This is a genomic window from Campylobacter sp. JH32 (genome assembly GCF_017846535.1).
GTDB lineage: Bacteria > Campylobacterota > Campylobacteria > Campylobacterales > Campylobacteraceae > Campylobacter_D > Campylobacter_D coli.
Genome location: NZ_JAEQBS010000009.1, coordinates 72,206 through 97,151 on the forward strand (window position 1 = coordinate 72,206; position 24,946 = coordinate 97,151).

Consider the following 24,946-nt stretch of genomic DNA (forward strand, 5'->3'; position numbering starts at 1 on the left):
ATGTTTAGCGTACATTTTAGTGGAAGTAAAGCGGTGCTTTTGCGCTTTAAACAAGAAATTTCACCTCAAATTAATGCTTTGGTTTTAAGTACAGAAGCTAGAATTCAAAAAGGCATAAATGAAAATGAAATTTATGGCATAGATGAGCTTGTAAGTGCTTATTCTAGCTTGCTTATTTATTTTAATCCTTGCGTATTATCCTTAAATTCTTTACTTGATTTTTTGGAAAAAATCAAAAAGGATATTAAAATAACGGAGAAAAAATCCAATCTCTGTATTAAAGTTCCACTTTGTTATGATGAAGAATTTGGGCTTGATTTAGAATTTGTATGCAAATATCACAATCTTTCCAAGGAAGAATTGATAAATCTTCACACAAAACCCTATTATCTTGTTTTTATGCTAGGATTTATGGCAGGTTTTCCCTATCTTGGAGGACTTGATGAAAGACTTTTTACCCCAAGACTTGCAAGCCCTAGAACTAAAATTGAGGCAGGAAGTGTAGGTATTGCCGATAAGCAAACAGGAGTTTATCCGATTTCAAGCCCAGGCGGTTGGCAAATCATTGCTAGAACTCCTTTGGAATTTTTTAACAAAGAGGATGAGAAAAATCCTACACTTTTAAAAGCGGGAATGCTTTTAAAATTTAAGGCCATTTCAAAAGATGAATTTTACGATATTAAAGAACAAGTTTTAAAAAAAGCTTATCAAAAGGAAATTTATGAGTATAAAAGTCATTGAAGCTTCTATAAATTCCACCATACAAGATCTTGGGCGTAAAAATTATGCTAAATTAGGCATAGCAAGAAGCGGTGTGATGGATGAACTTTCTTTAAGGATTGCAAATATCTTACTTGGAAATAAACAAGATGAAGCAGGACTTGAGCTTTGTTTAAAGGGTGGAAAATACGAATTTTTAGATGAAAGCTATTTTGTATTAAGCGGGGCAGAATTTGAAGCTAAATTAAATAATAAAAAAATTCAAACTTGCAAAGTTTATCAAGCAAAAAAGGGTGATATTTTAGAACTTGGTTTAGCAAAAATAGGTTTTCGAGGCTATCTATGCGTAGCGGGTGGATTTAAGATAAAAAGCTTTTTAAATTCAAAATCAAGCGATGTAAAAATGGGTGTTGGGGTATTTAATGGAAGAGCTTTGCAAAAGGATGATGTATTAGAACTAAATAACAGCTTTATCCCCTTTAATCTATCAAAAAGAGAATGCGAAAATCCTGTTTTTCAATTTGCTAAAGAACCCACTATCCGTGTTATTTTAGGCACAAATGATGATGCTTTTACGCAAAATGGCTTAAATACCTTTTTAAATACTAGTTATAAAATAGGCTTAAAAAGCGATAGAATGGCAATTTATGCAGAAGCTAAAACTACGATAGAACATAAAAATTCAGCCGATATTATTTCAGATCCTGCGGTTTTTGGAAGTATTCAAGTGCCAAAAAATGGCCTACCTATCATTTTAATGGCAGGAAGACAAAGCACTGGAGGTTATACAAAAATAGCCTCTGTTATAGAAAATGACTTGCCTTTGCTTGCACAAGCGAAATTAGGAACAAATTTTAAATTTGAAAACATTAGCATGCAAAATGCTTTAGAACTTTATAAGCAAAGGGAAGAAAAATTTAAGACTTTGGATAAAAAAATCAATCTTGATTTTGAAAATTTGATTTAAGGATAAAGATGAATCCAAAAGAACTAAGAGAAAAAATCGCAAAAGGTGAGATAAAAGAACAAACTTCAGGCATGGCCTTAGGCTACGCACAAGCAAATTTGGTGATTTTACCCAAAGAATACGCTAAAGACTTTCAAACCTTTTGCATGCTTAATCCAAAACCCTGCCCACTTTTAGAAATAGTACATGGTAAATTTACTCAAAAAATTGCCAAAAATGCAAATATTTACACCGATATTCCAAAATATTTTATCTATGAAAATGGGATAAAAACTAAAGAAGCTTACGATATAAGCGAGTATTATAACGATGATTTGATAGGTTTTTTACTAGGTTGTAGCTTTTCTTTTGAAGAAGCTTTACTTGAAAAAGGCTTAGAAATAAGACATATTAGCAATAAATGCAATGTGCCAATGTATAAAACCAATATTGCTTGCAAAAGTGTAGGAGTTTTTAGCGGTGAAATGGTTGTTTCCATGCGTCCCTTTACTCCTGATAATGCCAAAAAAGCTAAAGAAATCACTGCTAATTTTCCTTTGGTTCACGGAGCTCCTGTGCAAATTGGCAATGCTAAGGAAATTGGTATAAATAATATTTTAAAAGCTGATTTTGGTGATGATCCTATTATAAAAGAAGGCGAAATTCCTGTATTTTGGGCTTGCGGAGTAACTCCACAAAATGTGATAATGAAAGCAAAATTGCCTTTTGTGATTACCCATGCGCCAGGGCATATGTTTATAAGCGATATTTTAAATTCATCTTTAAAATCTTAGGATTTTTTCTTGCTATAAATATTGATAAAATATATAGCAAAAATCGCTAAAACACAGCCTATTAAAGTAAGTATAGTAGGCACTTCATCTAAGATAAAAAAGCTACAAATCAAAGCACTTGCAGGAGTGATTAAAACAAAAGAATTTGCTTTTACACTTCCTAAAATATGAATTCCATAATAATATATACTCGTACCTACCACCGTAGATAAAAAAGCCACCACAAAAAGATTGATCCAAAATTTAAAATCAAATTGAAAGATCTCATAACTTTTAAGATCAAACAACACCCATGAAAACATCAATAATGACATAAGATTGATATAAAAATTGATCGCCAAAGGATGAGTTCCTTTTGCTTTATGAGTAAAAACAGCCATTAAAGCCCATATAAAAGCACAGCTTAAAAACAAAGCATTAAACTTACCCAAAAGCTCTTCCATAGAGCCTAAATTTAGCAAACAAAGCCCTGAAATCAAACCCAAAAATAAGCCTAGAATTTCACTCTTTGTGATCTTGTGAGTTGATTTTTTATCTTTTTGAAAGAATATCGCTATCACAAATATCAAATAAGAAAATATAGGGATCATAGTGGTTACTAAAACCCCTCCTTTACCTGCTAAACCATGCTTTATAGCGATAAAAAATACAAAGGCATAAAGTCCATTTAAAACTCCTGCTATCAAGACCCATTTTAAAGCATTTTTTTCAAGTCTAAGAGGAATTTTTAAAAAGCTTAAAACAAAAAATGAACCCAATACAACAAAGAAAAAACGCCAGAAGGTAATAATAGAAGTATCTGTATAGTTCGCCAAAATCTTAGATGTCGGCCATGAAGAACCCCATAAAAACATAGCAATAACAAGCAAGATAAATAAATATTTTGAACGATCCATTTATACTACCTTTGAAATAAATAAGAATGTTTTTATGATATCAAAATGCTAGGTTAAATAATAACCCAGCATGAATTAATGTTTATTTAAAATCATCTATGAAATGGTGCAAATTTTACATTTGCTATTTAGCTTAGCTAAACACTTTTTGCAAATGCGCTTTATAATCCTCGATGTATTTTTCTACTTGTGGATTTTTCATCACATCATTGCAAATAAAAGTCGGCAAAGGCTTCATACCTAAAAACTGATTTGCTTTGTGTAAATGCAAATACACTCCATCTACGCCCACACCTTCAAAAAACTGATCTTTATCATTAAAGGCTTCAAGTGGTGCATTCCAAGTAAGGCTAAACATATATTTTTTATTATTTACAAGTCCGCCGCTGCCATATTTTTTACTTGCATCTTCTCTACTTCTACCATCGTTTGCATAAAATTTTCCATGCCCTGCAGTAAAAACCTCATCAATGTATTTTTTCACTATCCAAGGCTCACCCATCCACCATCCTGGCATTTGATAGATGATCGCATCAGCATTAAGTATCTTTGCAACTTCATTTTCTATATCATATCCCTTATCGATATAGGTTTCATCGACCTTTAATCCCAAATTCAAAAGGCTTTCTTTTGCCACTTCGCGCAAAGTATCATTGAGCTTGCCGCCTGAATGTCCGAAACTTTTTGCTCCATTTAATAAAAGTATATTTTTCATCTTTTCTCCTTTATAATTAAATTTTTAATTTTTTATCTTCTAATCTCATTCTAACCAATACCAAAATAAGCCCTAAGCCCACCATGATGATAGAACTTATCGCAATGTATTTAGTTTCTTTTATAGAAATGACTAAGCCACAAAGAGTAGCACCTACGCTGATAGAAATATTTGAAACACTTATAAAAAGCCCATTGGTAAAATCTTTTGCCCTAGGGAAAGGAAAAGTGATGATATAATGCATTGCATTATTCATAACCCCATTTACAATTCCCAAAATCAAACTTAATGTAAGCATGATTGCAAATTGCGCTGCATTTACAAAAATCAAAGCATATATCAAAATCATTGCCATAGAAGCAAATATAAGCGTTTGATTTGAGTGATTGACTAAAGTTTTTCCTGCGATATTATTACCAATAATACTTGCAAAACCATAAATAAAAAGTGCTAAACTGATATTTGTAAAGCTCATTTTACTCACGCTAAATAAAAATTCAGAATAATAAGAATAAAATCCTAAATATCCAGTCGAAATACAAAAAACAGCAAGCATAGAAATCCACAAAAGCGCATATCTTAGACTTAAAAGCTGTTTTCCTACCTTTATCCTACTTGTCTTTTTAAATTCAGGCATAAAAAACAAAGTGATAAAAAACGCTAAAGAATTGATCACCACATAAAAAGCCATCGCCATTTCAAAGCTAAAATTCCCACCAAAATAACTACTAAGGGGCACACCAAGAACCAAACCTGCGCTAATAGCCATAAAAATCTTTGCGACTATATGGGGTACTTTACTTTTATCATCTGCTAAATTTGCGGCTGTGCTAAAAGCAAGTGCAAGATAAATAGGATGAAAAAAAGCAGGGATAGCTCTTAAGATCAAATGAAGCCAAAAATCATTTACAAACATGCTTGCCAAAGAGCTAAGAGAAAAAATAGCCAAGCAAAATAACATAAGCTTTTTAGGATTAAAATTTGCACAAAGCATAGGTGCTATAGGCGCACAGCACATTACAATAAGTGCAAATATACTCACACTCCACCCCGCATCACTAACACTTACGCCAAATTTCTCCGATATAAGCGGTATGATCCCCATCACCCCAAGCTCCATACTGATAAGCCCAAACACACCTAGACAAAGCGTGATTAAGATCTTGATTTGATAAGTATTGTTTATAGTTATACTTGATTGTTGCATTAAAAAAACCTTTTTCAAAAAATTAAACTCGCAATTTTAATTTATGCAAGTTATAATGTCAATACATAAAGTGATGATTTAATCAGATATAAAGAATATTTCAAAAAACAAAAGGAGGATATCATGATAGAACTTATAGGAGATGTTAATTTAGAAAAATATATGGGAACTTGGCTTGAAATGGCTAGAAAACCTGCATTTTTTCAAAAATCTTGCGTTCAGTCTAAAGCTGAATATCAACTAGAATACGAAGGCTCTACCCCTGTTGTAAATATAAAAAATATCTGTGTTAAAAAAGATGGAGAGGTTTCGCAAGTACAAGGCAAAGCCAAAGTAAAATCCCCAAGAGCTTTATCGGTGAAATTTAGCATTTTTATGAATTTATTTAATAAAACAAATTATGAAATTCTCTTTATAGACACAAACTATGAAGTCGCTGTCGTTGGAAGTCCTGATAAAGAGTATCTTTGGATTTTATCTAGAAAAATCATCGATAAAAAAGAGATAGATAAACTTTTAGATATCGCTAAGCAAAAAGGTTTTGACATTAGCGATATAGTTTTTGATAAGTATTAATTACTCATCTCTCATATCGATCACATAGCGGAATTTTGCTTTTCCTGAAGTGAGATTTTCATAAGCTTTGTCGATATCTTTTGAAGTGATGAGTTCGGTTTCAGGGTAAATTTTATGCTTTAAAGAAAAATCAAGCATTTCTTGAGTTTCTGCGATTCCGCCGATTAGTGAACCATAGACTTTTTTACCCGCTTTATGCACAAAGGTTATCACGCTGATACTTGGAGCAACTTCGTGAGGTGGCAAGCCCACTATCGCCATTTCACCGCCAAATTTAAGCAAATCCATATAAGCACTAGGATCATAAGGAGTTGGGATGGTAGAGATAATAAGATCAAAGCGTTCTTTTACAGCATTTTTATCTGTGCTTGTATAAAAAGAACTCACGCCCATAGCCAAAGCATCGGCTTTTTTGTTTTCATTTCTAGCAAAAACACTTACTTTTGCACCCATTTTCACAGCATATTTAACCGCCATCATACCAAGTCCGCCAAATCCTGCTACTGCTACGCTTGAGCCAGCTTTAATGTTTGAAAATTTAAGCGGAGAATAAGTGGTAATTCCTGCACAAAGCAAAGGCGCGACTTTTTCCATCGGTGCATCTTTTGGCACACAAACAGCAAATTTTTCACTTACGACTATGTTGTTTGAGTAGCCTCCATAGGTGTTTTCATTATCATGAAAAATATCGCAGCTATTGTAAGTATAGATGGTTTGTCCTTTTTCGCAAAATTGCTCTTGGGATTTTTTGCATGCTTCGCATTCTCCGCATGAATTTACCATACAGCCAACCCCTGCATAATCCCCTACTTTAAATTTGCTCACATTTTTACCCACTGCGATCACTTCTCCTGCTATCTCATGCCCTGGCACACAAGGATACACAGCTTCTCCCCACTCGCTTCTTGCAGTGTGGATGTCGCTATGACAAATTCCTGCGTATAAAATTTTAATCAAAATATCATTATCACCCACAGCGTGGCGTGTGAATTCAAAGGGTGTGAATTTCGCATCTTTGCTAAGCATAGCATAGCCCTTGCTTTGAATGCGACCATTTTCTAAAAAGATTTTAGAGTCCATTTTCTCTCCTTATTTTTTGATTTTTGAAATTATAAAACATTAGAGTAGCTCTAAGTCAAGAGGGAAATTAAATTTTTTAAAAATTTATTATAAATGTTATAATTACAAAATTTAATTTCACTTTGGGGTAAAAATGCAAAATTTATATTCAGAAGATGATACAAGGGTTAAGCTTATAGACGCAAAGCTTTATGCTAGTTCTTGGAGTGAAGAAAATATCATAAGGAATTATTATTTCACCGATGGACGCAAACTCATAGGCAACAAAAGAGCTGAAAGAAAATTTGCAGATTATTTGCTCAAATTTCAAAACAACAATCTTGCCATCATAGAAGCTAAAAAACAAAACAAAGACGCCTTAGATGGCTTATCTCAAGGTATAGAATACGCTAAAACTTTAAATGTGCCTTTTATTTATAGCACTAATGGCGATAAAATTTATGAGTATGATTTAAGGGTTTCAAGGGGTGAGTATATAGAAAATTTTCCAAGCCCTAACGAACTTTTTCAAAGAGTTTATGGAAATTTAAAAGAATGGCAATACAAACTTTTAACTCAAAGAGAATTATACATACCTCAAAAAACATTAAGATACTACCAAAAAATAGCCGTAGATAAAGTCATAGAAGCTTTAATCAATGGTAAAGATAGAATTTTACTTACCCTTGCTACCGGCACAGGTAAGACGACTATAGCTTTTGCTTTGTGTTATCGTTTGCTTGAAGCAAGATGGAATAAAGAAAACAAAGACCAAAAACCTAAAATATTGTTTTTATGCGATAGAGTGAGCTTAAGAGATCAAGCTTTGGGAGAATTTAACGCAGTAGAAAGCGATTGTAAAGTAATCAGCGCAGAAGAGATTAGAAAAAATGATGGAAAAATCATCACCAACGCAAATGTTTTCTTTGGAATTTATCAAAGTCTAGCTGCAAATTCTAAAGATCAAGAAAATACCCAAGAAGAACAAGAGAGCAAATTTTATCTACAATACCCAAAAGATTTTTTTGACCTTATCATCATCGATGAGTGTCACAGAGGCGGAGCAAACGAAGAAGGAAACTGGGCGTGCGTACTAGAGCACTTTTCATCAGCTACTCATTTAGGACTTACTGCCACACCTAAAAAGAGTGATAATGTAGACACTTACAGGTATTTTGGTGAAAGTGCGTATGAGTATAGCCTAAAAGAGGGTATAGAAGATGGATTTTTAACCCCTTATAAGGTAAAACGCATCACCACCACACTTAGCGAAGGCTATGTATATAATCCTGATGATCTCATAGAAGGAGAGCTAGAAAAAGGATTTTATAAAATGAGTGAATTTGAAAGAAATATCCATCTACCTCAATATAATGATTTTCTAGCTAAAGAAATTTTAAAACTTATAGATCCTATGGATAAAACCATCATCTTTTGTGCCAATCAAGCTCACGCAAGCGATATAAAAAGAGCTATTAATAAATTTAAAAGTGTTAAAAGAGATGATTATTGTGTAAGAGTTACGAGCGATGAGGGTAAGATAGGACTTGAATATTTAAAACAATTTCAAGACAATGACAAAAGCTATCCTGTAATCCTTACAAGCTCTAAAATGCTAACCACAGGCGTAGATGCTAGAAATGTCCGCAACATAGTACTTTTGGCAAATATAGGCTCTATCATAGAATTTAAACAAATCATAGGGCGAGGCACTAGAGTGTATGAAGGAAAAGACTTTTTTACCATCATAGATTTTGTAGGTGCGACAAAGTTATTTTATGATCCAAAATGGGATGGCGAACAAGTCAAAGATGAAGATAAAGAAGATAAAAGCGAAATTTGGGGCAAGCAAAATAAAAAAGAATCAGACAAAACAAAAGAAACAGAAAGCAAAAAAGCAATCACCGTGCATTTAAAAGGCACAAAACTCAAAGTGCTTGACATAAACACAAGCTATCTAGGAAGTAATGGCAAACCACTTAGCACTAAAGAATTTTTAGAATTTTTGATAGGCAAGCTAGCAGAATACTACGACGATGAAGTAAAACTTCGTGAAATTTGGAGCAAGCAAGAAACTAGGCTAAATTTCTTAAAAACCCTTGAAAAAGATGGAGTCGATGAAAATGCCTTGAAAGATTTGGGTGAAATTTTTGATAAGAAGGATTGTGATATATATGATGTTTTGGCGCATTTGAGTTTTAATGCTGAGATCAAAACAAGACAAGAACGCGTTTTGCAAGTAGAAAAGAGTGAATTTTTAAAACGCTTCCAAAAAGAAAAAGCTATAAAATTCATAGAATTTTTACTAGATAGATATCAGCAATACGGCATAAAAGATTTTGATAGAAGCTTAGCTCCTTTGATAGAGCTTAGCTCTTTAGGTAATGTAAAAGAAATAGTCAGTGAATTTGGCGGAGTGGAGAATTTAAAGCAAAGCGTAGATGATTTACAAAGGGAGATTTATGCAAGATAACGAAATAGAAAATACAACGGCAATAAACACCTATGTGAAAAATAAAGATAATGATAACTTTATAATAATTTTAAATGAAACACTATGTTGTCAATATCATCATTTTTTACTATCTATTTCAAATCAATTTGAAAGCAAAAAGTGGAAAATGAAAAATTTTAGAAATTTCATTATTACCAATTTAAAAGAATGTGCTCTAACAGAACAAGAAAGGCAAAGTTTAGCGGGTAATGAAGGTGAAATTTTAGATAAAGCTATCTCAAAACTAAGAATAGATGAAAGGAGTGGAGAGATAGGAGAAATTTTTCTCCACGGTATTATGAGAGAATATTATAATGCTCTACCTATTGTTCCTAAAATTTTTTATAAACAAAATCGTAATATGGAAGCATTTGGATTTGATAGCGTTCATCTAACTATAGAAAATCAAGAATACCATTTGTGGCTAGGCGAATCAAAGCTATATAAAAACTTAGACGATGCTATAAGAAAAGCTACAAAATCTCTAAAAGATAATCTAAGCGATGAAACTATTCTTAATGAAGCTAGAATAATTGCAAATCTACATGAATTAGATAATCTAGCAAAACATCATAACATCGAAACAAGCACATTGACAAATTTCAAACAAATTATTAATGGAAATATTAATCTAGATAACTTAAAAGGTATTTTGCATGTGCCAATATCTATTATTTATGATTGTGATTACACAAAAAAAATTGAGGAAATTACCGACGATTATAAAACAACGATAAAAAACTTTCATAAAGAAAATGGCAATAAAATATCAGAAGAGATTAAAAACCTTTTAAATGAAATTACATATATCGATAGAATAAAATTTCACATAATTTTATTTCCTATTCCTGATAAGGAGGAAATTATTAGCAAAATAAATAAAATCTTTGAGAGTTACAGAAATGCCGACTAATAAACAAATTGGTGAAAAAATTTTTGATAAATGTACAGAAATATATGAAATTCTAAATAATGATAAAGAAGCAGAAGCTAAAGAAAAGCTTTTTTATTTACTTGATGAAATTCAAGATAAGGCTTTATATCCGCCTATATTAAATCATCTCATTAGACAATTTGGGTTATATCCCTATATGAATCAAGATACTTCAATTTTAGAAGACAAATTCTTACTAGAATGCTTTAAAACAGATATTGGAGAGGATGAACCAAAGGTTTTACATAGAGAACAATCAAGAGTTTTAAAAAGACTTTTAAGTAATGAAAGTCTTATCCTTTCTGCTCCAACAAGTTTTGGCAAAAGCTTTATTATCGATGCTCTAATAGCTATGAAAAAACCAAAAAATATATTAATCATTGTCCCTACTATTTCTTTGTTAGATGAAGCTAGAAGAAGACTTGTAAGGAAATTTTATAACTATAACATAACCACAACCACTCAACAAACCAATTTAGAAAATAACAATATCTTTATTTTTTCTCCAGAAAGAGCAGTTGAATATTTTTCATTTATTAATAAAGAAAATATCAGACTTGATTTTTTTATAGTTGATGAGTTTTATAAAATATCAAAGGATTATGAAAATGAAAGATTTGCTCCACTGCAAAATGCTATTTTGAAATATACAAGTATTTCTGATCAAAGATATTATATTTGCCCTAATATAGATAAGATAAAAAATGAAAATAGCATTCTTTGTAAAGGAATGAAATTTGAATGCCTTGATTTCAATACTGTTTTTATTCATATTAATAAATGTTATAAAAATAAGGATTTTGAAAAAGAAGAAAAAATTCTAGAAATAGTAAAAAAAGATGAAAAAACTCTAGTTTATACCCAAAGTCAAAGCAATATAAAAAAAGTTTGTGAAATCTTGGTGGAAAATACCATTATAGAAAATTCAAATGCTTTATTGGAAAATTTTGCAAAATGGTTATCAAAATATTACGGAGAACACTACCTTAATGATACATTAAAAATTGGCGTGGGAATACATCATGGAAGGCTTCATAGATGTCTATCGCAATTGCAAGTAAGATTATTTGAAGGAAAAGATTTACTAAAAACCATTGTTTCTACATCTTCTTTAATAGAAGGGGTTAATATTCCAGCAAAAAATCTTATTTTATGGGATAAAAAAAATGGAGCAAAAAATATAAATCATTTTACTTATAAAAACATTATAGGTAGAAGCGGAAGAATGTTTAAATATTTTATAGGAGAAGTATATTTATTTGAATCTCCAAACGAAGATGATAATCAAGAAAAGATATTAGATGTAGAAATCAAATCAGAATCTTTATCTATTAATGATGAGATAAATAATGAAATCCCCGATAATATACAAGTAGAAGTCGAAAACAATCAACTAGAAATAATAAAATTAATAGGAAGAGATAAATTCAATTTGCTTAAAAAAGAAACATTGTTAAAAAATGATTTAGGGGTTATTATAAAAATAATTCAAATATTGCAAAGCAAAGATTTTAATAGTGAAATTTTTACATATTTATTTAATGATGAACCTGACAAATGGTATATCTTATCTAGAATTGCGTCTATAAGAGAATTTCATTGTAAAAATATTGGTGATATAAATACTGTTGAGTTGGTAAAAAAATTATCACAAAATTGGACTAAGTCGCTACCAGAACTTATTAAAGATATGAGAATTGATTTGGATGATTTTTTTAAATTTGAAAATCATGTAGCTTTTAAAATTGCATCACTATTTTCTGATATTAACACTTTGCAAAAAATACTCTATCCTGAAAAAGAGATAGATATTTCAAGTTTTGTTACAAAACTTTCAAATGTTTTTTTGCCATCTGTGGTTTATACTCTTGAAGAATTTGGACTACCTAGAATCATTTCTAAAAAACTTCATGAATGTGGATTTATTAATTTTGAAAATAAAGAATTAACACTAGAACAAGCATTAGATAAATTTAAAGAATATACAGCCGATGATATAATCAACATATTAAAAGAAAAAAATCTTTACGATGATTTTGAAGATTATATATTAAATTATTTTTATGAAGGTTTAGGACAATAAAATGACAAATTTACCGCAGGGTTGGGAATGGAAAAGCTTAGGGGAAATATGTTTTATTACAGATGGAACACACAAAACACCTAACTATATAGAAACAGGGATTCCTTTTTTATCTGTTAAAAATATTTCTAAAGGTTTTTTTGATTTAAGCGATGTCAAATACATTTCACTAGAAGAGCATAACAAACTCATAAAAAGGGCTAAACCTGAATTTGAAGATATTTTAATTTGTCGTATTGGAACTTTAGGAAAAGCTATAAAAATTTCTTTAGAATTTGAATTTAGTATTTTCGTTAGCTTAGGGCTTTTAAAACCAAAAGTTAAAATTATAAGTGATTATTTGGTTTATTTTTTAAATTCTTATTTTATTGAAGGGTGGATTAATGATAATAAAGTTGGCGGTGGAACACATACTGCAAAATTAAATTTAAATATTTTAGAAAAATGCCCTATTGCACTGCCACCACTCAAAGAGCAAGAAAGGATAGTGGGAATTTTAGATGAGAGTTTTGCAAAGATAGATGAGAGTATAAAAATCTTAGAGCAGGATTTGCTAAATTTAGATGAGTTAATGCAAAGCGCCTTACAAAAAGCTTTCAATCCTTTAAAAGACAATGTCAAAGAAAACTACAAACTCCCACAAAGTTGGGAATGGAAAAGCTTAGGGGAAATTGGAGAAATAATTACCGGAACAACACCTAGTAAAAATAATCCTAATTTTTATGGAAATGAGTATCCATTGTTTAAGCCTAGTGATTTAAATGGAGATATAATAATAAAATATGCTAGTGATAACTTATCAAAATTAGGCTTTGATAATGCAAGAAATTTACCAAAAGATACAATTTTGATAGTTTGTATAGGTGCTTCTATTGGGAAAGTAGGATTAAGTGGAGTTAATGGAAGTTGCAATCAACAAATTAACGCAATTATTCCAAATTCTGCTTTTACTTCAAAGTATTTATTTTTTGTATGTTTGAGTAATTATTTTCAAACAATTCTAAAAAAGAATGCTTCTCAAACAACTTTGCCAATTATAAATAAAACTGAATTTTCTAAATTACAAATCCCCCTACCCCCACTCAAAGAGCAAGAGCAAATCGCTTCGCATTTAGATGAGCTTTCTTCTCATGTAAAAAATTTAAAGCAAAACTATCAAGCACAGATAAAAAACTTGCAAGAGCTTAAAAATTCATTGCTAGATAAGGCTTTTAAAGGAAATTTATAAATGTTAAAAATTTTTAGAAATTTTAACACATTGGCTTAATATGTTAAAAATTTTTGATTTTTTTAACATATTTTTTTATAATGTTAAAATTTTTAGAAAAAATTAACATATTGGAAAATTATGAAAGAATTCATACCGCCAAAACTACCTCTAAATATAGAATTAAATTCAAATATTTACAGCCTTATCATCAAGGCTTCAAGAAAATTAGCAGAACTCAATGGACTTAGCAAAAGTATCCCTAATCCAAACATTTTAATCAATGCTTTAATTTTGCAAGAAGCAAAAGATTCGAGTGAGATAGAAAACATAATCACAACCCATGATGAACTTTTTTTATCTCAAATCGATGAAAGCAAACTTACAAGAGCAGCAAAAGAAGTAAAAGACTATGAAAATGCTTTGAAAAAAGGGTATGAGCTTTTAAAAAAAGAGCGTTTGTTGAGAAATGCACATATTTTAGAAATTCAAAAAAGATTAGAAAGAAACAATGCAGGCTTTAGAAAACAAAGTGGCACAATGCTTAAAAACCCTATCACAGGAGAAATCAAACACATACCCCCACAAAATCATAGCGACATACAAGAGCTTATGAGAAATTTAGAGCAATACATTAACGATGATACTTTAGATGAACTAGATTTTTTAGTAAAAATGGCAATCATTCATTATCAATTTGAAAGCATTCATCCATTTTATGATGGCAATGGCAGAACAGGCAGGATTATAAATATACTTTATTTGGTTTATAAAGGCTTGCTTGATTTGCCTATCTTATATTTGAGTGCTTATATTGTAAAAAATAAAGGGGAGTATTATAGTCTTTTGCAAAAAGTGCGAGATGAAAGAGCGATTTTAGAATGGATAGAATACATACTAAAAGGCGTAGAACAAACTGCTATAAAAACTATTGAAACTATTACCACGATAGAAAAAATGATGCTAAATGTAAGCGAAATTTTGCAAAATAAAACCAATTTTTATAGTAAAGACTTTGTAGAGCTTTTGTTTTCTCATCCTTATACAAAGATAGATTTTTTGATAGAAAAATTAAATATTTCTAGGCAAAGTGCCTCAAAATATCTTAAAATTTGTGAAAATTTAGGGGTATTAGAATGCATTAAAATAGGTAGAAATCATTATTATATAAATATAGAACTTTTAAGACTTTTTAAAAAGGGAATTTTTTAAATGCAAAATAAAATCGACAAAATCACAGACATACTAAGACGCGATGATGGTATAAGCGGTGCGATGCACTATAGTGAGCAAATCAACTGGATATTGTTTTTAAAATTTTTAGATGATTATGAAGAAGAATTAAAACTAGAAGCTATCTTAAATGATAAAGCATATAAAAGCATTTTAGAAGAAAAATTCAGCTGGAGAATATGGGCAGCTCCAAAAACAAGTGAAGGCAAACTTGATGTAAAAAATGCTTTAAGCGGAGATGATTTGCTTAGCTTTGTAAATAACGAGCTTTTTCCATATCTAAAAAGCTTTAAAGATAATGAAAATTTCAAAAGCATAGAGTATAAAATAGGCGGAATTTTCGAGTTTATAGACAATCGCATAGCCAATGGACACACCTTAAGAGAGGTTATAAATTTAGTCGATGAGCTAAGCTTTAGTAAAGAAAGTGATGTATTTGCCTTAGGTGAAGTTTATGAAAAGCTTTTAAAAGATATGGGAAGCGATGGGGGAAATAGTGGAGAATTTTACACGCCACGCCCTTTGATAAGAGCTATGGTAGAAGTGATAGATCCTAAAGCAAAAGAAAGGATTTATGATCCTGCTTGTGGGAGTTGTGGGTTTTTAGTAGAAAGCTTTTTGCATATCTTGTATGAAGACAGGAATAAAAACAAAAAAGCAAATTTAAGCGTAGAAGAGCTTGAATTTTTACAAAATGATGCATTATTTGGCAAAGAAAAAACCCCACTAAGCTACGCAATGGGCGTGATGAATATGATCTTGCACGAGGTAAAATCTCCAAATATCATCAAAACAAACACTCTAAATAAAAAAATCACAGACATAACCCAAAGCGAAAAATATGAAGTGATTTTGGCAAATCCACCCTTTGGAGGCAAGGAAAAAGAACAAATTCAAAACAACTTTCCCGTAAAATCAAACGCTACTGAGCTTTTATTTTTACAACATATCTTAAAATCTTTAAATAACAACGGAAGATGTGCTATAATAGTGCCTGAGGGCGTGCTTTTTCAAAATTCAAATGCCTTTGTAAGCGTGAAAAAAGACTTGCTAGAAAATTTCAATCTCGAATGCGTTTTAAGCTTGCCAAGCGGGGTATTTTTACCTTATAGTGCGGTAAAAACCAATGTGCTTTTTTTCTCAAAAGGAAAAAGAAGTATTTGTGGTGAAGATGATAAGGTGTATTATTATGAGCTTATACCACCTTTTAAACTCACCAAAAACAAGCCTTTAGAATACGCACATTTTGAGGAATTTTTAAAAATCTATAAGGAAAGAAAAATCACTCCTCATTCTTATCTAGTTAGCATAAAAGAACTTGAAGAAAGAAACTATGATATAAGTGCTAAAAATCCAAATTCCAAAGAAGAAAAAACCTTGCGTGAAGTAGAAGAAATCCTAAGCACTTTAAAGGCAAATCAAGAAAAAGCCAATGAGCTTTTGCAAAAAATACAAAATATTATCTAAACTACTGAATTTTAGAAAGGACACTTATGAAAAAAATCATCTTTTTGCTTTGTCTTTGCATTAGCTTTGTTTTTGCTAAGCAAATTTATATCGTGCATGGCTATGGCAGCGATGAGAATTACGGATTTTTACCAAGTGTAGCAAAGAATTTAAAAGCTAAAAATCATGAAGTTTTACTTTTAAGTTTCCCTAATGCTTTTTCGCCTAAGCTTGATGAGTGGATGCAAACCATGAGTCAAAATTTCACAAAACTTGATGAAAATACCTTTTTTATCACGCATTCTTTAGGTGGAGTTGCGGTGCTTGATTTTTTAAATTCGCTTGATGAAAGGACTAAAATCGGCGGTATAATAATGGTTGCACCCTTTGATGAACCTTTGGCAAAATTGCCTATTTTAAATGATTTTATAAAGCCAAAATTAGACTATAAAAAGCTTGATAACATGATAATTCACAAAATCATCATCAGCGCAAAAGACGATAAAGTCGTGCCAACTTGGATGAGTGAAAATTTAGCCAAAAAGCTAAATGCTAAATTCATACAAACTCCAAATGGTGGACATTTTATGGAAAGCGAAGGCTTTAAAGATTTGCCTTTGGTTATAGAAGAATTAGAGCGTATTAAATAACCCTTAAATATAAGGGTTATACAGCTTTATCCAAAACGCTTTAAGCTAAAATACTGCTTTATACTCGGATCTAGCTTTTGAGTCTGCAATGCTTTCACGCCTAAAAGTCCAAGTGCGGGAGCGAATTTAAACCCATGACTAAGCCCACCCATAAAAAAGAGATTTTCATCTAAAAAATCGATGATAAAATCATCATCAGGGCTTAAAGGATAGGTGCAAACACTGCCTTTGCTAAAATCTTTTAAATCAGGAAAAAATTCTTTGATATGCTTGCCTATATCAAGAGTATCTTGCTCATAAGATCCAAATTCCACGCGTTCTTCGCGGGTGCTAATGATCTCCCCTACTTTATCTCTACCCACCTTTAATCCATCTGCAAAATCAGGAAAACCATAAAAATAATCGTCTTCAAATTCGAGTATAAACGCTGGAAAACCTTGTGAGAGTTTATAAGAATCCGTATCAAACCAATTCACCACTTTGCGTCTAATGCCCACAGGCACTTTTGGCAAGTCAAATTCACACACGCCCAATACTTCATTGACATAACTTCCTGCACTGATTAGAATTTGTTTTGCTTGTATGCTGGAATTTTGTGTTTGTATTTTATACACTCCATTTTCTTTGCATATGCGCACGATTTCATCACACAAAGTATGCGCACCAAGCTTGCAAGCAGCATTGATAGCACTTTTTACACTCAAATCACTATACACAAAGCCTGTATCTGTTTCTAACACGCCGAAAAAATCATCCGATACGCAAATATTATAATTTTCTTGCAATTCTTTGGCATTTAGAATTTTTGCTTTAAGATCGTAATTTTTCACACTTGAGAGCACATTTTGCATAAAAGTAGAATTTGAGCCGATATTTAAAAGCCCACAACGCTCAAAAAGCTTGATATTTTGCTCTTTTTCAAATTCTCCCCAAAGCGTGTATGCCTCTTGTAAAAGCGGTATATACTTTTCACCCTCGCCATAAGCTATACGAAAAATCCTTGTATCACCATGATAAGAACCTTGAGTATGAGGTGCTTGAAATTTATCGATAAGACAGGTTTTTAAGCCCATTTTAGCCGCATAATACCCAGCAAAACTCCCCACACTACCACTTCCAATAACCGCTATGTCATAAGTCATTTTATCTTCCTTTATATCGCCAATTTGATACATAAAATTTGGAAAAAATTATACTATAAATATTAGTTCAGTGTTTATAAAAAATAAAAATTTATCCCTTGCTTAGAAATTTTGAGGATTAAAATTTAATTAAAAAATTTAAGGCGATCAATCACCTTAAATTCAAGCTTTTTATATTGCTAGAGTTTTAGAAATTTTTTGTAAGTTGTAAGCATTTTCTTAAATTTATAAAAAGTATTTAAGAACACCCTGAATTTTGACTTATAGCGTCTTGATAAGCTTTTAAATCAAGCTTATTTGCATCTGCACTAAAGATTGCAAAAGGCTTTAAACTCTTACATCCTAGATATTCAAATGCATAACAAATCGGCTTTAAAAGCTCTTCTAAAGTCGCACCATGATGCCCATCATAACTCTCTTGCGCGCCGCCTAAAGTCGTTACAATCTGAAATTTTTTATCTTTTAAAAGTTCTTTATTTTCTCCATAAAGAATTGCTGTTAAAACCCTATCTTGCCACTCTTTTAAAAGCGCTGGAGTACTAAACCAAAAAAGTGGAAATTGAAAGATGATTTTATCGGCATTTTTTAACAAAGCCATTTCTTTACTGACATCGATTTTACCCTCTTTGTAAATTTCGCTAAGATTGTGAATTTGTACTTGTTTTGAATTTTTAATGCTTTCAAACAAAGCCTTATTTACCTTAGAATCTTCCCAAAATGTATGCGCAAAAATGATTAAAGTTTTCATTTTTTTCCTTATTTTAGTATTTACTAAATTATAAAGTATAAGTGTAAATATTATATAGAATACTAGGGTTAATTATTTTTATATTTTTACTCTAAAATCACATTTTTATATTTCAAAAATACTAAATTATCACTTGTATTTTATATCTCATAAAACCTATATTTTTCACAAACATAAAAAAATGAATCCCCAAAGCTTAATCTTAAGACAAGCTTTGGCAAAACAGTATAAATTCTTAAAAGACTTTAACCCTTGAAAGTAAAGATTTATTGACGCATGCCAAAAGTGATAGCATAAGCCTCGTTTCTTACATCGAACAAAGGATCTTGTGGCGGATTTACTCCTTGAGGTATATCTGAAGGAAAATATACATCAAAATTACAATCTTCATCACTCAAAGCATTAACTTTAAAAGTTCCAACTAAGCTTTCTTTATGCTTACCACTCCATAAAGCTGTCGTTTCATTAATAATATCATTTTTATTTGCATATACTAAATACATTTTATATTCTACTGGCTTATTAGTCTTTACGCGATCTTCGAAATCTTCTTTTAAAAAATCACTACTTGCACTTTTCATTTGTGCCTCATTTAAATACGCCACACCTTCACTTGGAACTAATTTCCATCTTGCTGGCAAATAGTTTTCACTCCCTGTTTGCTTAAAATAGAAAGTATGTATGCTAAAAAATGGAGTATTTGCTACACTTTTGCTAATACCAATTTTATCAGTATATGCAGCAAAATTTCTATAGGAATCAACCTCTTGCATCATTTTACTTATTTTTTCTTGATCAACTTTACCATTTACAGGAAGTCTCATTTCAAAAAACTGACCAAATTCTTTAGGATTTTTTGCAAAATTTATTTCTGTATTTAACATAACCATAGTCCAAGAAGCAGAATCTTGAGGATCAGTAATTCTAATAGCCATGCCTCTTGTTTTGCTTTTATCATCTTTAAAAGCTCCACCTAAAGAATACCTTACTTGAATTGGTAAACTTTTGTATGTCAATAAAGGCACATCAATTTCTTTATTAATAGATTGTGCTGGCTCAAAAGTTCCCATAGCACAAAAACCTTTTGCATGATTAACTTTTACTTTGGGATTTTTAGGATCCGCATTGAGTTGATAAAAAATATCCGCTATTTTTTGTGCATCATATTTTACATCATTTGCATAAATAGCACTACTTAAACAACAAATAGCCAAACAGCTACTAATATATTTTTTCATTACAAACTCCTAGTTTCAAAATTTTTAAGTAGGCATTGTAATATTTAACTATAAACGATAATTTGCATTATTAATGAAAATTGTTATAAATTCAAATATCCTTATTATGCTAATATTTTAAGTTTGCATTTTTAAAATATACAACATCTAAATAGTAACTATAGAAATTTTAAAATTAACTTTTATATCTTAACTTTATTATTTCAAGTAAAAACTTTATTTTAAAACACTCTGTATATATTACATTATCAATATATAAATATATATTGACATATTAATAAATTTATATTATACTGCTCTAAAAATTTTTTAGGAGAAACAATGCAAGTATTTTTTAACACTTTTAAAGAGTTTTTATATCTATTTGTCGAGCTTTCTGTGCTTTTTATAGGAATTTCTTTTCTTATTAGCATTATCAACCAAAAATACGAAGGAATGTTTAGAAAACAACTAAGCGGAGATAAAATTTCAAGCTATTTTAAAGCTATATTTTTAGGTGCTTTAACGCCTTTTTGCTCCTGCTCTACCATACCGCTTTTAAAAGCATTTTTGGAAGCTAGGGTAAAACTTAGCGTGTGCTTGGCTTATCTTTTTACCTCACCTCTTATTAATCCTATCATTTTTTCCATGCTTTCTATAGCTTTTGGTTTAAAGTTAAGTTTGACTTATGTGGTTTTTTTGGTATTTTTGATATTTATTGTTTCTTTTGTTTTTTCCAAATTTAAGGAAGAGAGTTTTTTAAAACATATCCCTAAAAATACAAAATCAAATATTTTTACCCAAACCACTCACAATCCTAGCAATTTTATTTTTAAACAAAAATCATGCTGTGCAAATACTCAAGATAAGCCTAAAAATATAACGATAAACTATAAAGAATTATTCAAAGAAAGTTTGAAAAATTATAAAAAATTATTACCCTATATCGTTGTGGCAGTTTTTATCGGTGCTTTTATTCATGGTTTCATTCCTCAAGAAATTTTACAAAAATACCTAAATGGGAATGAAATTTTAAGCATTGTATTAGCGGCTTTTTTAGGAATTTTCCTTTATTTAAGAGTAGAAACTATTATTCCTATAGGCTTAGCACTTTTGGAAATGGGAATTTCCCAAGGAGTGATTATGAGTTTTTTAATCGCTGGTGCTGGATGTTCTTTACCTGAGCTTATTTTACTCAAACAAATGTTTAAAATAAAATTTTTATTTTTATTTGTTATGATTATTTTAGGCGTGGCTATATCTTTTGGAATTTTTATTAATTTAATTTAAGGAAATAAAATGCAAAAATTTTTAACCATTATTTCAGCAATCAATGATGAAAGTAGGGTTTTGATTTTGCATCATCTTTTAAGATACAAAGAACTTTGTGTTTGTGATCTACAAGAGCTCTTAAACATGGGTCAATCAAGACTTTCAAGACATTTAAAAATTTTAAAAGATGCAGGATTTTTATATGTCAAGCGTAAGGGAACTTGGGCGTATTATGGTATCAACAATGAGCTTTTAAAACTGCATTCTGACCTTTTTGAAAATATTAAAAATCTAGATATTGACAACATAGTTTTAGAACAAAACACTTGCGAGAACGATAAATGAAACTTGCATTTATTTGTATTCACAATAGCTGCCGTTCTCAAATGGCAGAAGCACTAGCTAGGCATAAAGCTGAAAAAATGGGCGTAGATATCGAAGTATTTTCCGCAGGAAGCGACACTTCTAAGGGTGTAAATTCACAGGCTATAAGACTTATGCGTGAAATTTATCAAATCGATATGAAAAAGCATTATTCTAAACTCATTGATTCTTTGCCTCAAAATTTAGACATAGTCGTAAGTATGGGTTGTGGCGTGGCTTGTCCTAGCTTAAAATCAAGGTATTATTTTGATTTTGGATTAAAAGATCCTAGCGGAAGTTATGATGATGAATTTAAGAAAATAATTCAAATTTTAGATTATAAAATAACAGCTCTTTTACAAGCCATAAAGACAAATTCTCTTAAGGACTTTACATGTTAGGTTTTATCGATAGATTTCTCACGCTTTGGATATTTTTAGCTATTTTTTAGGCTTGGTTTTAGGTATCATTTTCCCCAATATCGCTTTATTTTGGAATTTATTTGAGTACAAGTCTGTAAATGTAGTATTGACTTTATGTCTTATTTTGATGATGTATCCGCCTTTGGCTAAGGTTGATTATGCAAAGCTTTCAAAGGTATTTGATTCTAAAAAAGTTATCTTGCTTTCTATGATTTTAAATTGGTTCATAGGCCCTTTTGCTTATGTTTATCTTAGCTTTTATTTTCTTAAAAGACGAGCCTTTATATATGCAAGGAGTTATCATCATCGGCTTGGCAAGATGTATCGCAATGGTGGTGGTATGGAGCGATTTAGCAAAAGGTGATAGAGAATACACCAGTGCTTTAGTAGCGATGAATAGCATTTTTCAAATTTTATTTTTTTCCACTTTTGGCTTATATTTATCTGGATTTTTTACCAAAATTACTAGGTCAAAGCACTTTAGCTACAAGTTTAGATATAGATTTTTCAGCTCTAAGTAAAAATGTTTTGATTTATTTAGGAATTCCTTTTTTAATGGGCTTTATAACAAGAACCCTACTTTTAAAATACAAAAGCAAACGATGGTACGAAAATACCTTTACCTAAAATCAGCCCTATAACTCTTATCACCCTGCTAGCAACTATTATCATTATGTGTTCTTACAAAGCAAATGAAGTATTTCACCTGCCTTTAGAAGCTTTAAAAATAGCCTTTGTTTTGACTTTGTATTTTATCTTCATGTTTTTTCTAACTTGGTTTATTTCTAAGAAAAATCATCTTTCTTATCCTAAAACTTGTTCTTTATGCTTTAGTGCTAGTGGAAATAACTTTGAATTAGCTATAATCATTTGTATTGCTACTTTTGGGCTTCACTCAGAACAAGCTTTTGCAAGCATTATAGGCCCCTTAGTAGAAGTTCCTGTACTTATCTTACTTGTAAAATGGGCATTAGGCAAAAGTTTAAATTCTAAAAAATGAATCAAGCCTCATGATTCTTTGCAAAACTTATCGCAAGGTTGATAGTCCTTGCTTTCTGGATTAAACCCATCGACTTCATTTGCAAGCATTTCTTCATAAATTTTTATCTTTTTGCTTAAAACTTTTTCACTTTCTTTTAATGTTTTAATCTGGTTTTGTAATTTTTTCTTTGTTTGCTTTAACATCTCTTGTCTTTCTTTAGCAGTTTTTATACCCAAAGAGCAAAGTTTTATATAATGTTTGATTTGTTCTATTGGCATACCTGAAATTCTAAGCCATTCTATCCATTTTACCCATTTTATATCGCTTTTTGAAAAATATTTCACACTATTTTCATCTTTTTGAACAAAAGGAAACAAACTTTTTTAGCCCAAAATCTTAAAGTATGAGCACTAATTTTTGTTTCTTTTTCTACTTTTTTATAGTATAAGCCATATTTTCTCCTTATTTAAGACAAAAATAAAAATTTATTTTATTTTTTTGTGATAAAATAATAGCCAAATTATTAGTTTTATGCTAAAAATAACAAAGATTAAAAGGAAAATAATGAATAGTATTAAAATCAAACTTTCCCTCATTGCAAATTTAATTGCAATTTTTGCCTTAAGTATTTTGAGCATCATTAGCTTTTACTTTACAAAAGATTCTTTGTATCAAAGTACGCTTCATGCTGAAACAGACCTTCTTAAAGCAGCACAAATTTCTATAGAGGATTTTAGATCCAGAAATATATCTTTGCTTAATGCTCTTGAAAAAGATATATTAAATTTACCCTATGAAGCACTAAATTCTCAAGACAACATAATTAATAATGCAGGAGCCATATTAAAATACTACCGCAATAGTGGAAATTTGCTTGCTGTTTATATTGGTTTAGATAATGGTGAAAATATCGTGAGTGATGATCTAAGCGAGAAAAAAAATACTAATATAACTATAAATGGAAAAGCCAACAACTATAATGCAACTACTAGGGAATGGTATAAAGAAGCTAGAAATAGTAATCAAACGTATATAACCCCAGCTTATATTGATGTTGTTAGTAATGAATACGCCATTACTTACTCTAAAGCTCTTTATAAGGATGGTAAATTTATTGGTGTTTTAGGATTTGATGTTTTATTAAGTAGTTTACAAGATGAAATCGCTAGAACTCCAGGCAATACCTTTGTTTTTGATCATAAAGATAGAGTTTTTGCAGCCAGCAACAAAGCTTTATTAGATCCTTCGGTAGACCATTCTCCTGTTTTAAATGCATATAAAGCTCATGGTGATAACAACTTCTTCTCTTATAAGTTAAATAATGAAGAAAGACTTGGAACTTGTACTAAAGTCTTTGCTTATACAGCTTGTATTACCGAGAGTGCAGATGTAATAAATAAACCTATATTTAAAGCAGCATATATACAAGTTATAGCCTTAATTATTATGATATCTATTAGCATCATCCTCCTTTATTTCATCGTATCAAAATACCTCTCTCCACTTGCAGCTATCCAAACAGGTTTAACTTCATTCTTTGATTTTATCAACCATAAAACTAAAAATGTTTCTACTATAGAAATAAAAAGCAATGATGAATTTGGTCAAATCTCTAAAGCTATCAACGAAAACATCCTTGCTACTAAACAAGGTTTAGAACAAGATGCTAAAGCAGTAAAAGAAAGTGTTGAAACTGTAGGAGTAGTAGAAAGAGGTAATCTTACTGCAAGAATTACAGCTAATCCTAGAAATCCACAATTAATAGAACTTAAAAATGTTCTAAATAGACTTTTAGATGTTTTACAAACTAAAGTAGGATCAGATATGAATGCTATTCATA

At 30.6% G+C, this 24,946-nt stretch carries 22 protein-coding genes and 2 pseudogenes; 16 read left to right on the forward strand and 8 right to left on the reverse strand.

What is annotated here, in order from left to right; translation table 11 throughout:
- Genes pxpB through KAR67_RS07610 form a run of 3 tightly spaced genes read left to right on the forward strand, consistent with a single transcriptional unit; the run spans nt 1 to nt 2,460 of the window.
- Complete coding sequence (gene pxpB / locus KAR67_RS07600) at nt 1-741, forward strand: 5-oxoprolinase subunit PxpB (protein ID WP_002787656.1); 741 nt, start codon at nt 1-3, stop codon at nt 739-741.
- The gene (locus KAR67_RS07605) at nt 722-1,687 is read left to right on the forward strand and encodes a biotin-dependent carboxyltransferase family protein (protein WP_002790390.1); all 966 of its coding nucleotides are present in this window, start codon (nt 722-724) and stop codon (nt 1,685-1,687) included. Before pxpB ends, KAR67_RS07605 begins: the two co-directional genes overlap by 20 nt.
- Nucleotides 1,688-1,695: 8 nt before the next feature.
- Nucleotides 1,696-2,460: a putative hydro-lyase gene (locus KAR67_RS07610; RefSeq protein ID WP_002785821.1), complete on the forward strand. Its 765-nt coding sequence runs from the start codon at nt 1,696-1,698 to the stop codon at nt 2,458-2,460.
- On the opposite strand, the gene KAR67_RS07615 is transcribed toward KAR67_RS07610, so the two are convergent.
- The 3 genes from KAR67_RS07615 to KAR67_RS07625 form a co-directional block, all read right to left on the reverse strand.
- Nucleotides 2,457-3,356 (reverse strand): DMT family transporter, encoded by a 900-nt coding sequence (locus KAR67_RS07615; protein ID WP_002844851.1) that lies wholly within the window; start codon nt 3,354-3,356, stop codon nt 2,457-2,459. The two genes, KAR67_RS07610 and KAR67_RS07615, sit on opposite strands and share 4 nt — an antisense overlap.
- A 133-nt stretch (nt 3,357-3,489) precedes the next feature.
- Nucleotides 3,490-4,071 (reverse strand): NAD(P)H-dependent oxidoreductase, encoded by a 582-nt coding sequence (locus KAR67_RS07620; RefSeq protein ID WP_052782724.1) that lies wholly within the window; start codon nt 4,069-4,071, stop codon nt 3,490-3,492.
- Between the two features lie 16 nt (nt 4,072-4,087).
- Nucleotides 4,088-5,278, reverse strand: a complete 1,191-nt coding sequence (locus KAR67_RS07625; RefSeq protein WP_002785819.1) for an MFS transporter — start codon at nt 5,276-5,278, stop codon at nt 4,088-4,090.
- Between the two features lie 123 nt (nt 5,279-5,401).
- Here KAR67_RS07625 and KAR67_RS07630 point away from each other — a divergent pair, with 123 nt between their 5' ends.
- Nucleotides 5,402-5,854 carry a lipocalin family protein gene (locus KAR67_RS07630; protein ID WP_002778497.1) on the forward strand — a complete coding sequence of 151 codons (453 nt, stop codon included), beginning with the start codon at nt 5,402-5,404 and terminating at the stop codon, nt 5,852-5,854.
- On the opposite strand, the gene KAR67_RS07635 is transcribed toward KAR67_RS07630, so the two are convergent.
- Nucleotides 5,855-6,934 (reverse strand): NAD(P)-dependent alcohol dehydrogenase, encoded by a 1,080-nt coding sequence (locus KAR67_RS07635; protein WP_002784160.1) that lies wholly within the window; start codon nt 6,932-6,934, stop codon nt 5,855-5,857.
- A 133-nt stretch (nt 6,935-7,067) separates the two neighbouring features.
- Between KAR67_RS07635 and KAR67_RS07640 the strand changes: the two genes are divergently transcribed.
- The 7 genes from KAR67_RS07640 (at nt 7,068) to KAR67_RS07670 (ending at nt 16,960) form a co-directional block, all read left to right on the forward strand.
- The gene (locus tag KAR67_RS07640; RefSeq protein ID WP_052782723.1) at nt 7,068-9,386 is read left to right on the forward strand and encodes a type I restriction endonuclease subunit R; all 2,319 of its coding nucleotides are present in this window, start codon (nt 7,068-7,070) and stop codon (nt 9,384-9,386) included.
- Complete coding sequence (locus KAR67_RS07645; RefSeq protein ID WP_002829623.1) at nt 9,376-10,320, forward strand: DUF1837 domain-containing protein; 945 nt, start codon at nt 9,376-9,378, stop codon at nt 10,318-10,320. The genes KAR67_RS07640 and KAR67_RS07645 overlap by 11 nt, the downstream gene beginning before the upstream one ends.
- The gene (locus KAR67_RS07650) at nt 10,310-12,424 is read left to right on the forward strand and encodes a DEAD/DEAH box helicase (protein WP_002829625.1); all 2,115 of its coding nucleotides are present in this window, start codon (nt 10,310-10,312) and stop codon (nt 12,422-12,424) included. Before KAR67_RS07645 ends, KAR67_RS07650 begins: the two co-directional genes overlap by 11 nt.
- 1 nt (nt 12,425) lies before the next feature.
- Entirely contained in the window at nt 12,426-13,652 is a 1,227-nt protein-coding gene (locus tag KAR67_RS07655; protein WP_045243709.1) for a restriction endonuclease subunit S, read from the forward strand.
- Between the two features lie 120 nt (nt 13,653-13,772).
- Nucleotides 13,773-14,843, forward strand: a complete 1,071-nt coding sequence (locus tag KAR67_RS07660) for a Fic family protein (RefSeq protein WP_002845124.1) — start codon at nt 13,773-13,775, stop codon at nt 14,841-14,843.
- Nucleotides 14,844-16,331 (forward strand): class I SAM-dependent DNA methyltransferase, encoded by a 1,488-nt coding sequence (locus KAR67_RS07665; RefSeq protein ID WP_002845123.1) that lies wholly within the window; start codon nt 14,844-14,846, stop codon nt 16,329-16,331.
- Between the two features lie 26 nt (nt 16,332-16,357).
- Nucleotides 16,358-16,960 (forward strand): alpha/beta hydrolase, encoded by a 603-nt coding sequence (locus KAR67_RS07670; protein WP_072225768.1) that lies wholly within the window; start codon nt 16,358-16,360, stop codon nt 16,958-16,960.
- Nucleotides 16,961-16,986: 26 nt separating this feature from the next.
- Here KAR67_RS07670 and solA read toward each other — a convergent pair whose 3' ends face one another.
- From solA to KAR67_RS07685, 3 genes are all read right to left on the reverse strand, one after another.
- Nucleotides 16,987-18,102 (reverse strand): N-methyl-L-tryptophan oxidase, encoded by a 1,116-nt coding sequence (solA, locus tag KAR67_RS07675; RefSeq protein ID WP_002778509.1) that lies wholly within the window; start codon nt 18,100-18,102, stop codon nt 16,987-16,989.
- 238 nt (nt 18,103-18,340) lie between these two features.
- On the reverse strand, nt 18,341-18,850 hold the full coding sequence (locus KAR67_RS07680; RefSeq protein WP_002778513.1) for an NAD(P)H-dependent oxidoreductase: 510 nt from the start codon (nt 18,848-18,850) through the stop codon (nt 18,341-18,343).
- Nucleotides 18,851-19,116: 266 nt separating this feature from the next.
- Nucleotides 19,117-20,088, reverse strand: a complete 972-nt coding sequence (locus KAR67_RS07685; protein ID WP_192801079.1) for a catalase — start codon at nt 20,086-20,088, stop codon at nt 19,117-19,119.
- A gap of 321 nt (nt 20,089-20,409) precedes the next feature.
- On the opposite strand from KAR67_RS07685, the gene arsP reads away from it, so the two are divergent.
- The 4 genes and pseudogenes from arsP to acr3 all read left to right on the forward strand — a co-directional run bounded on the left by arsP (nt 20,410) and on the right by acr3 (nt 23,124).
- Nucleotides 20,410-21,357, forward strand: coding sequence for an organoarsenical efflux permease ArsP (arsP, locus tag KAR67_RS07690; RefSeq protein ID WP_162284608.1), 948 nt, complete (start codon nt 20,410-20,412; stop codon nt 21,355-21,357).
- Between the two features lie 9 nt (nt 21,358-21,366).
- Nucleotides 21,367-21,684, forward strand: a complete 318-nt coding sequence (locus KAR67_RS07695) for a metalloregulator ArsR/SmtB family transcription factor (RefSeq protein ID WP_002858914.1) — start codon at nt 21,367-21,369, stop codon at nt 21,682-21,684.
- Complete coding sequence (locus KAR67_RS07700; RefSeq protein ID WP_002781069.1) at nt 21,681-22,103, forward strand: low molecular weight phosphatase family protein; 423 nt, start codon at nt 21,681-21,683, stop codon at nt 22,101-22,103. Before KAR67_RS07695 ends, KAR67_RS07700 begins: the two co-directional genes overlap by 4 nt.
- Nucleotides 22,097-23,124: pseudogene (gene acr3 / locus KAR67_RS09840) on the forward strand (arsenite efflux transporter Acr3). The gene KAR67_RS07700 and the pseudogene acr3 overlap by 7 nt, the downstream one beginning before the upstream one ends.
- Before the next feature lie 8 nt (nt 23,125-23,132).
- On the opposite strand, the pseudogene KAR67_RS07710 reads toward acr3, so the two are convergent.
- A pseudogene (locus KAR67_RS07710) lies at nt 23,133-23,559 on the reverse strand (MerR family transcriptional regulator).
- 111 nt (nt 23,560-23,670) lie between these two features.
- Between KAR67_RS07710 and KAR67_RS07715 the strand changes: the two are divergent.
- A partial coding sequence (locus tag KAR67_RS07715) for a cache domain-containing protein (RefSeq protein WP_192801080.1) occupies nt 23,671-24,946 on the forward strand: 1,276 nt, incomplete at its 3' end.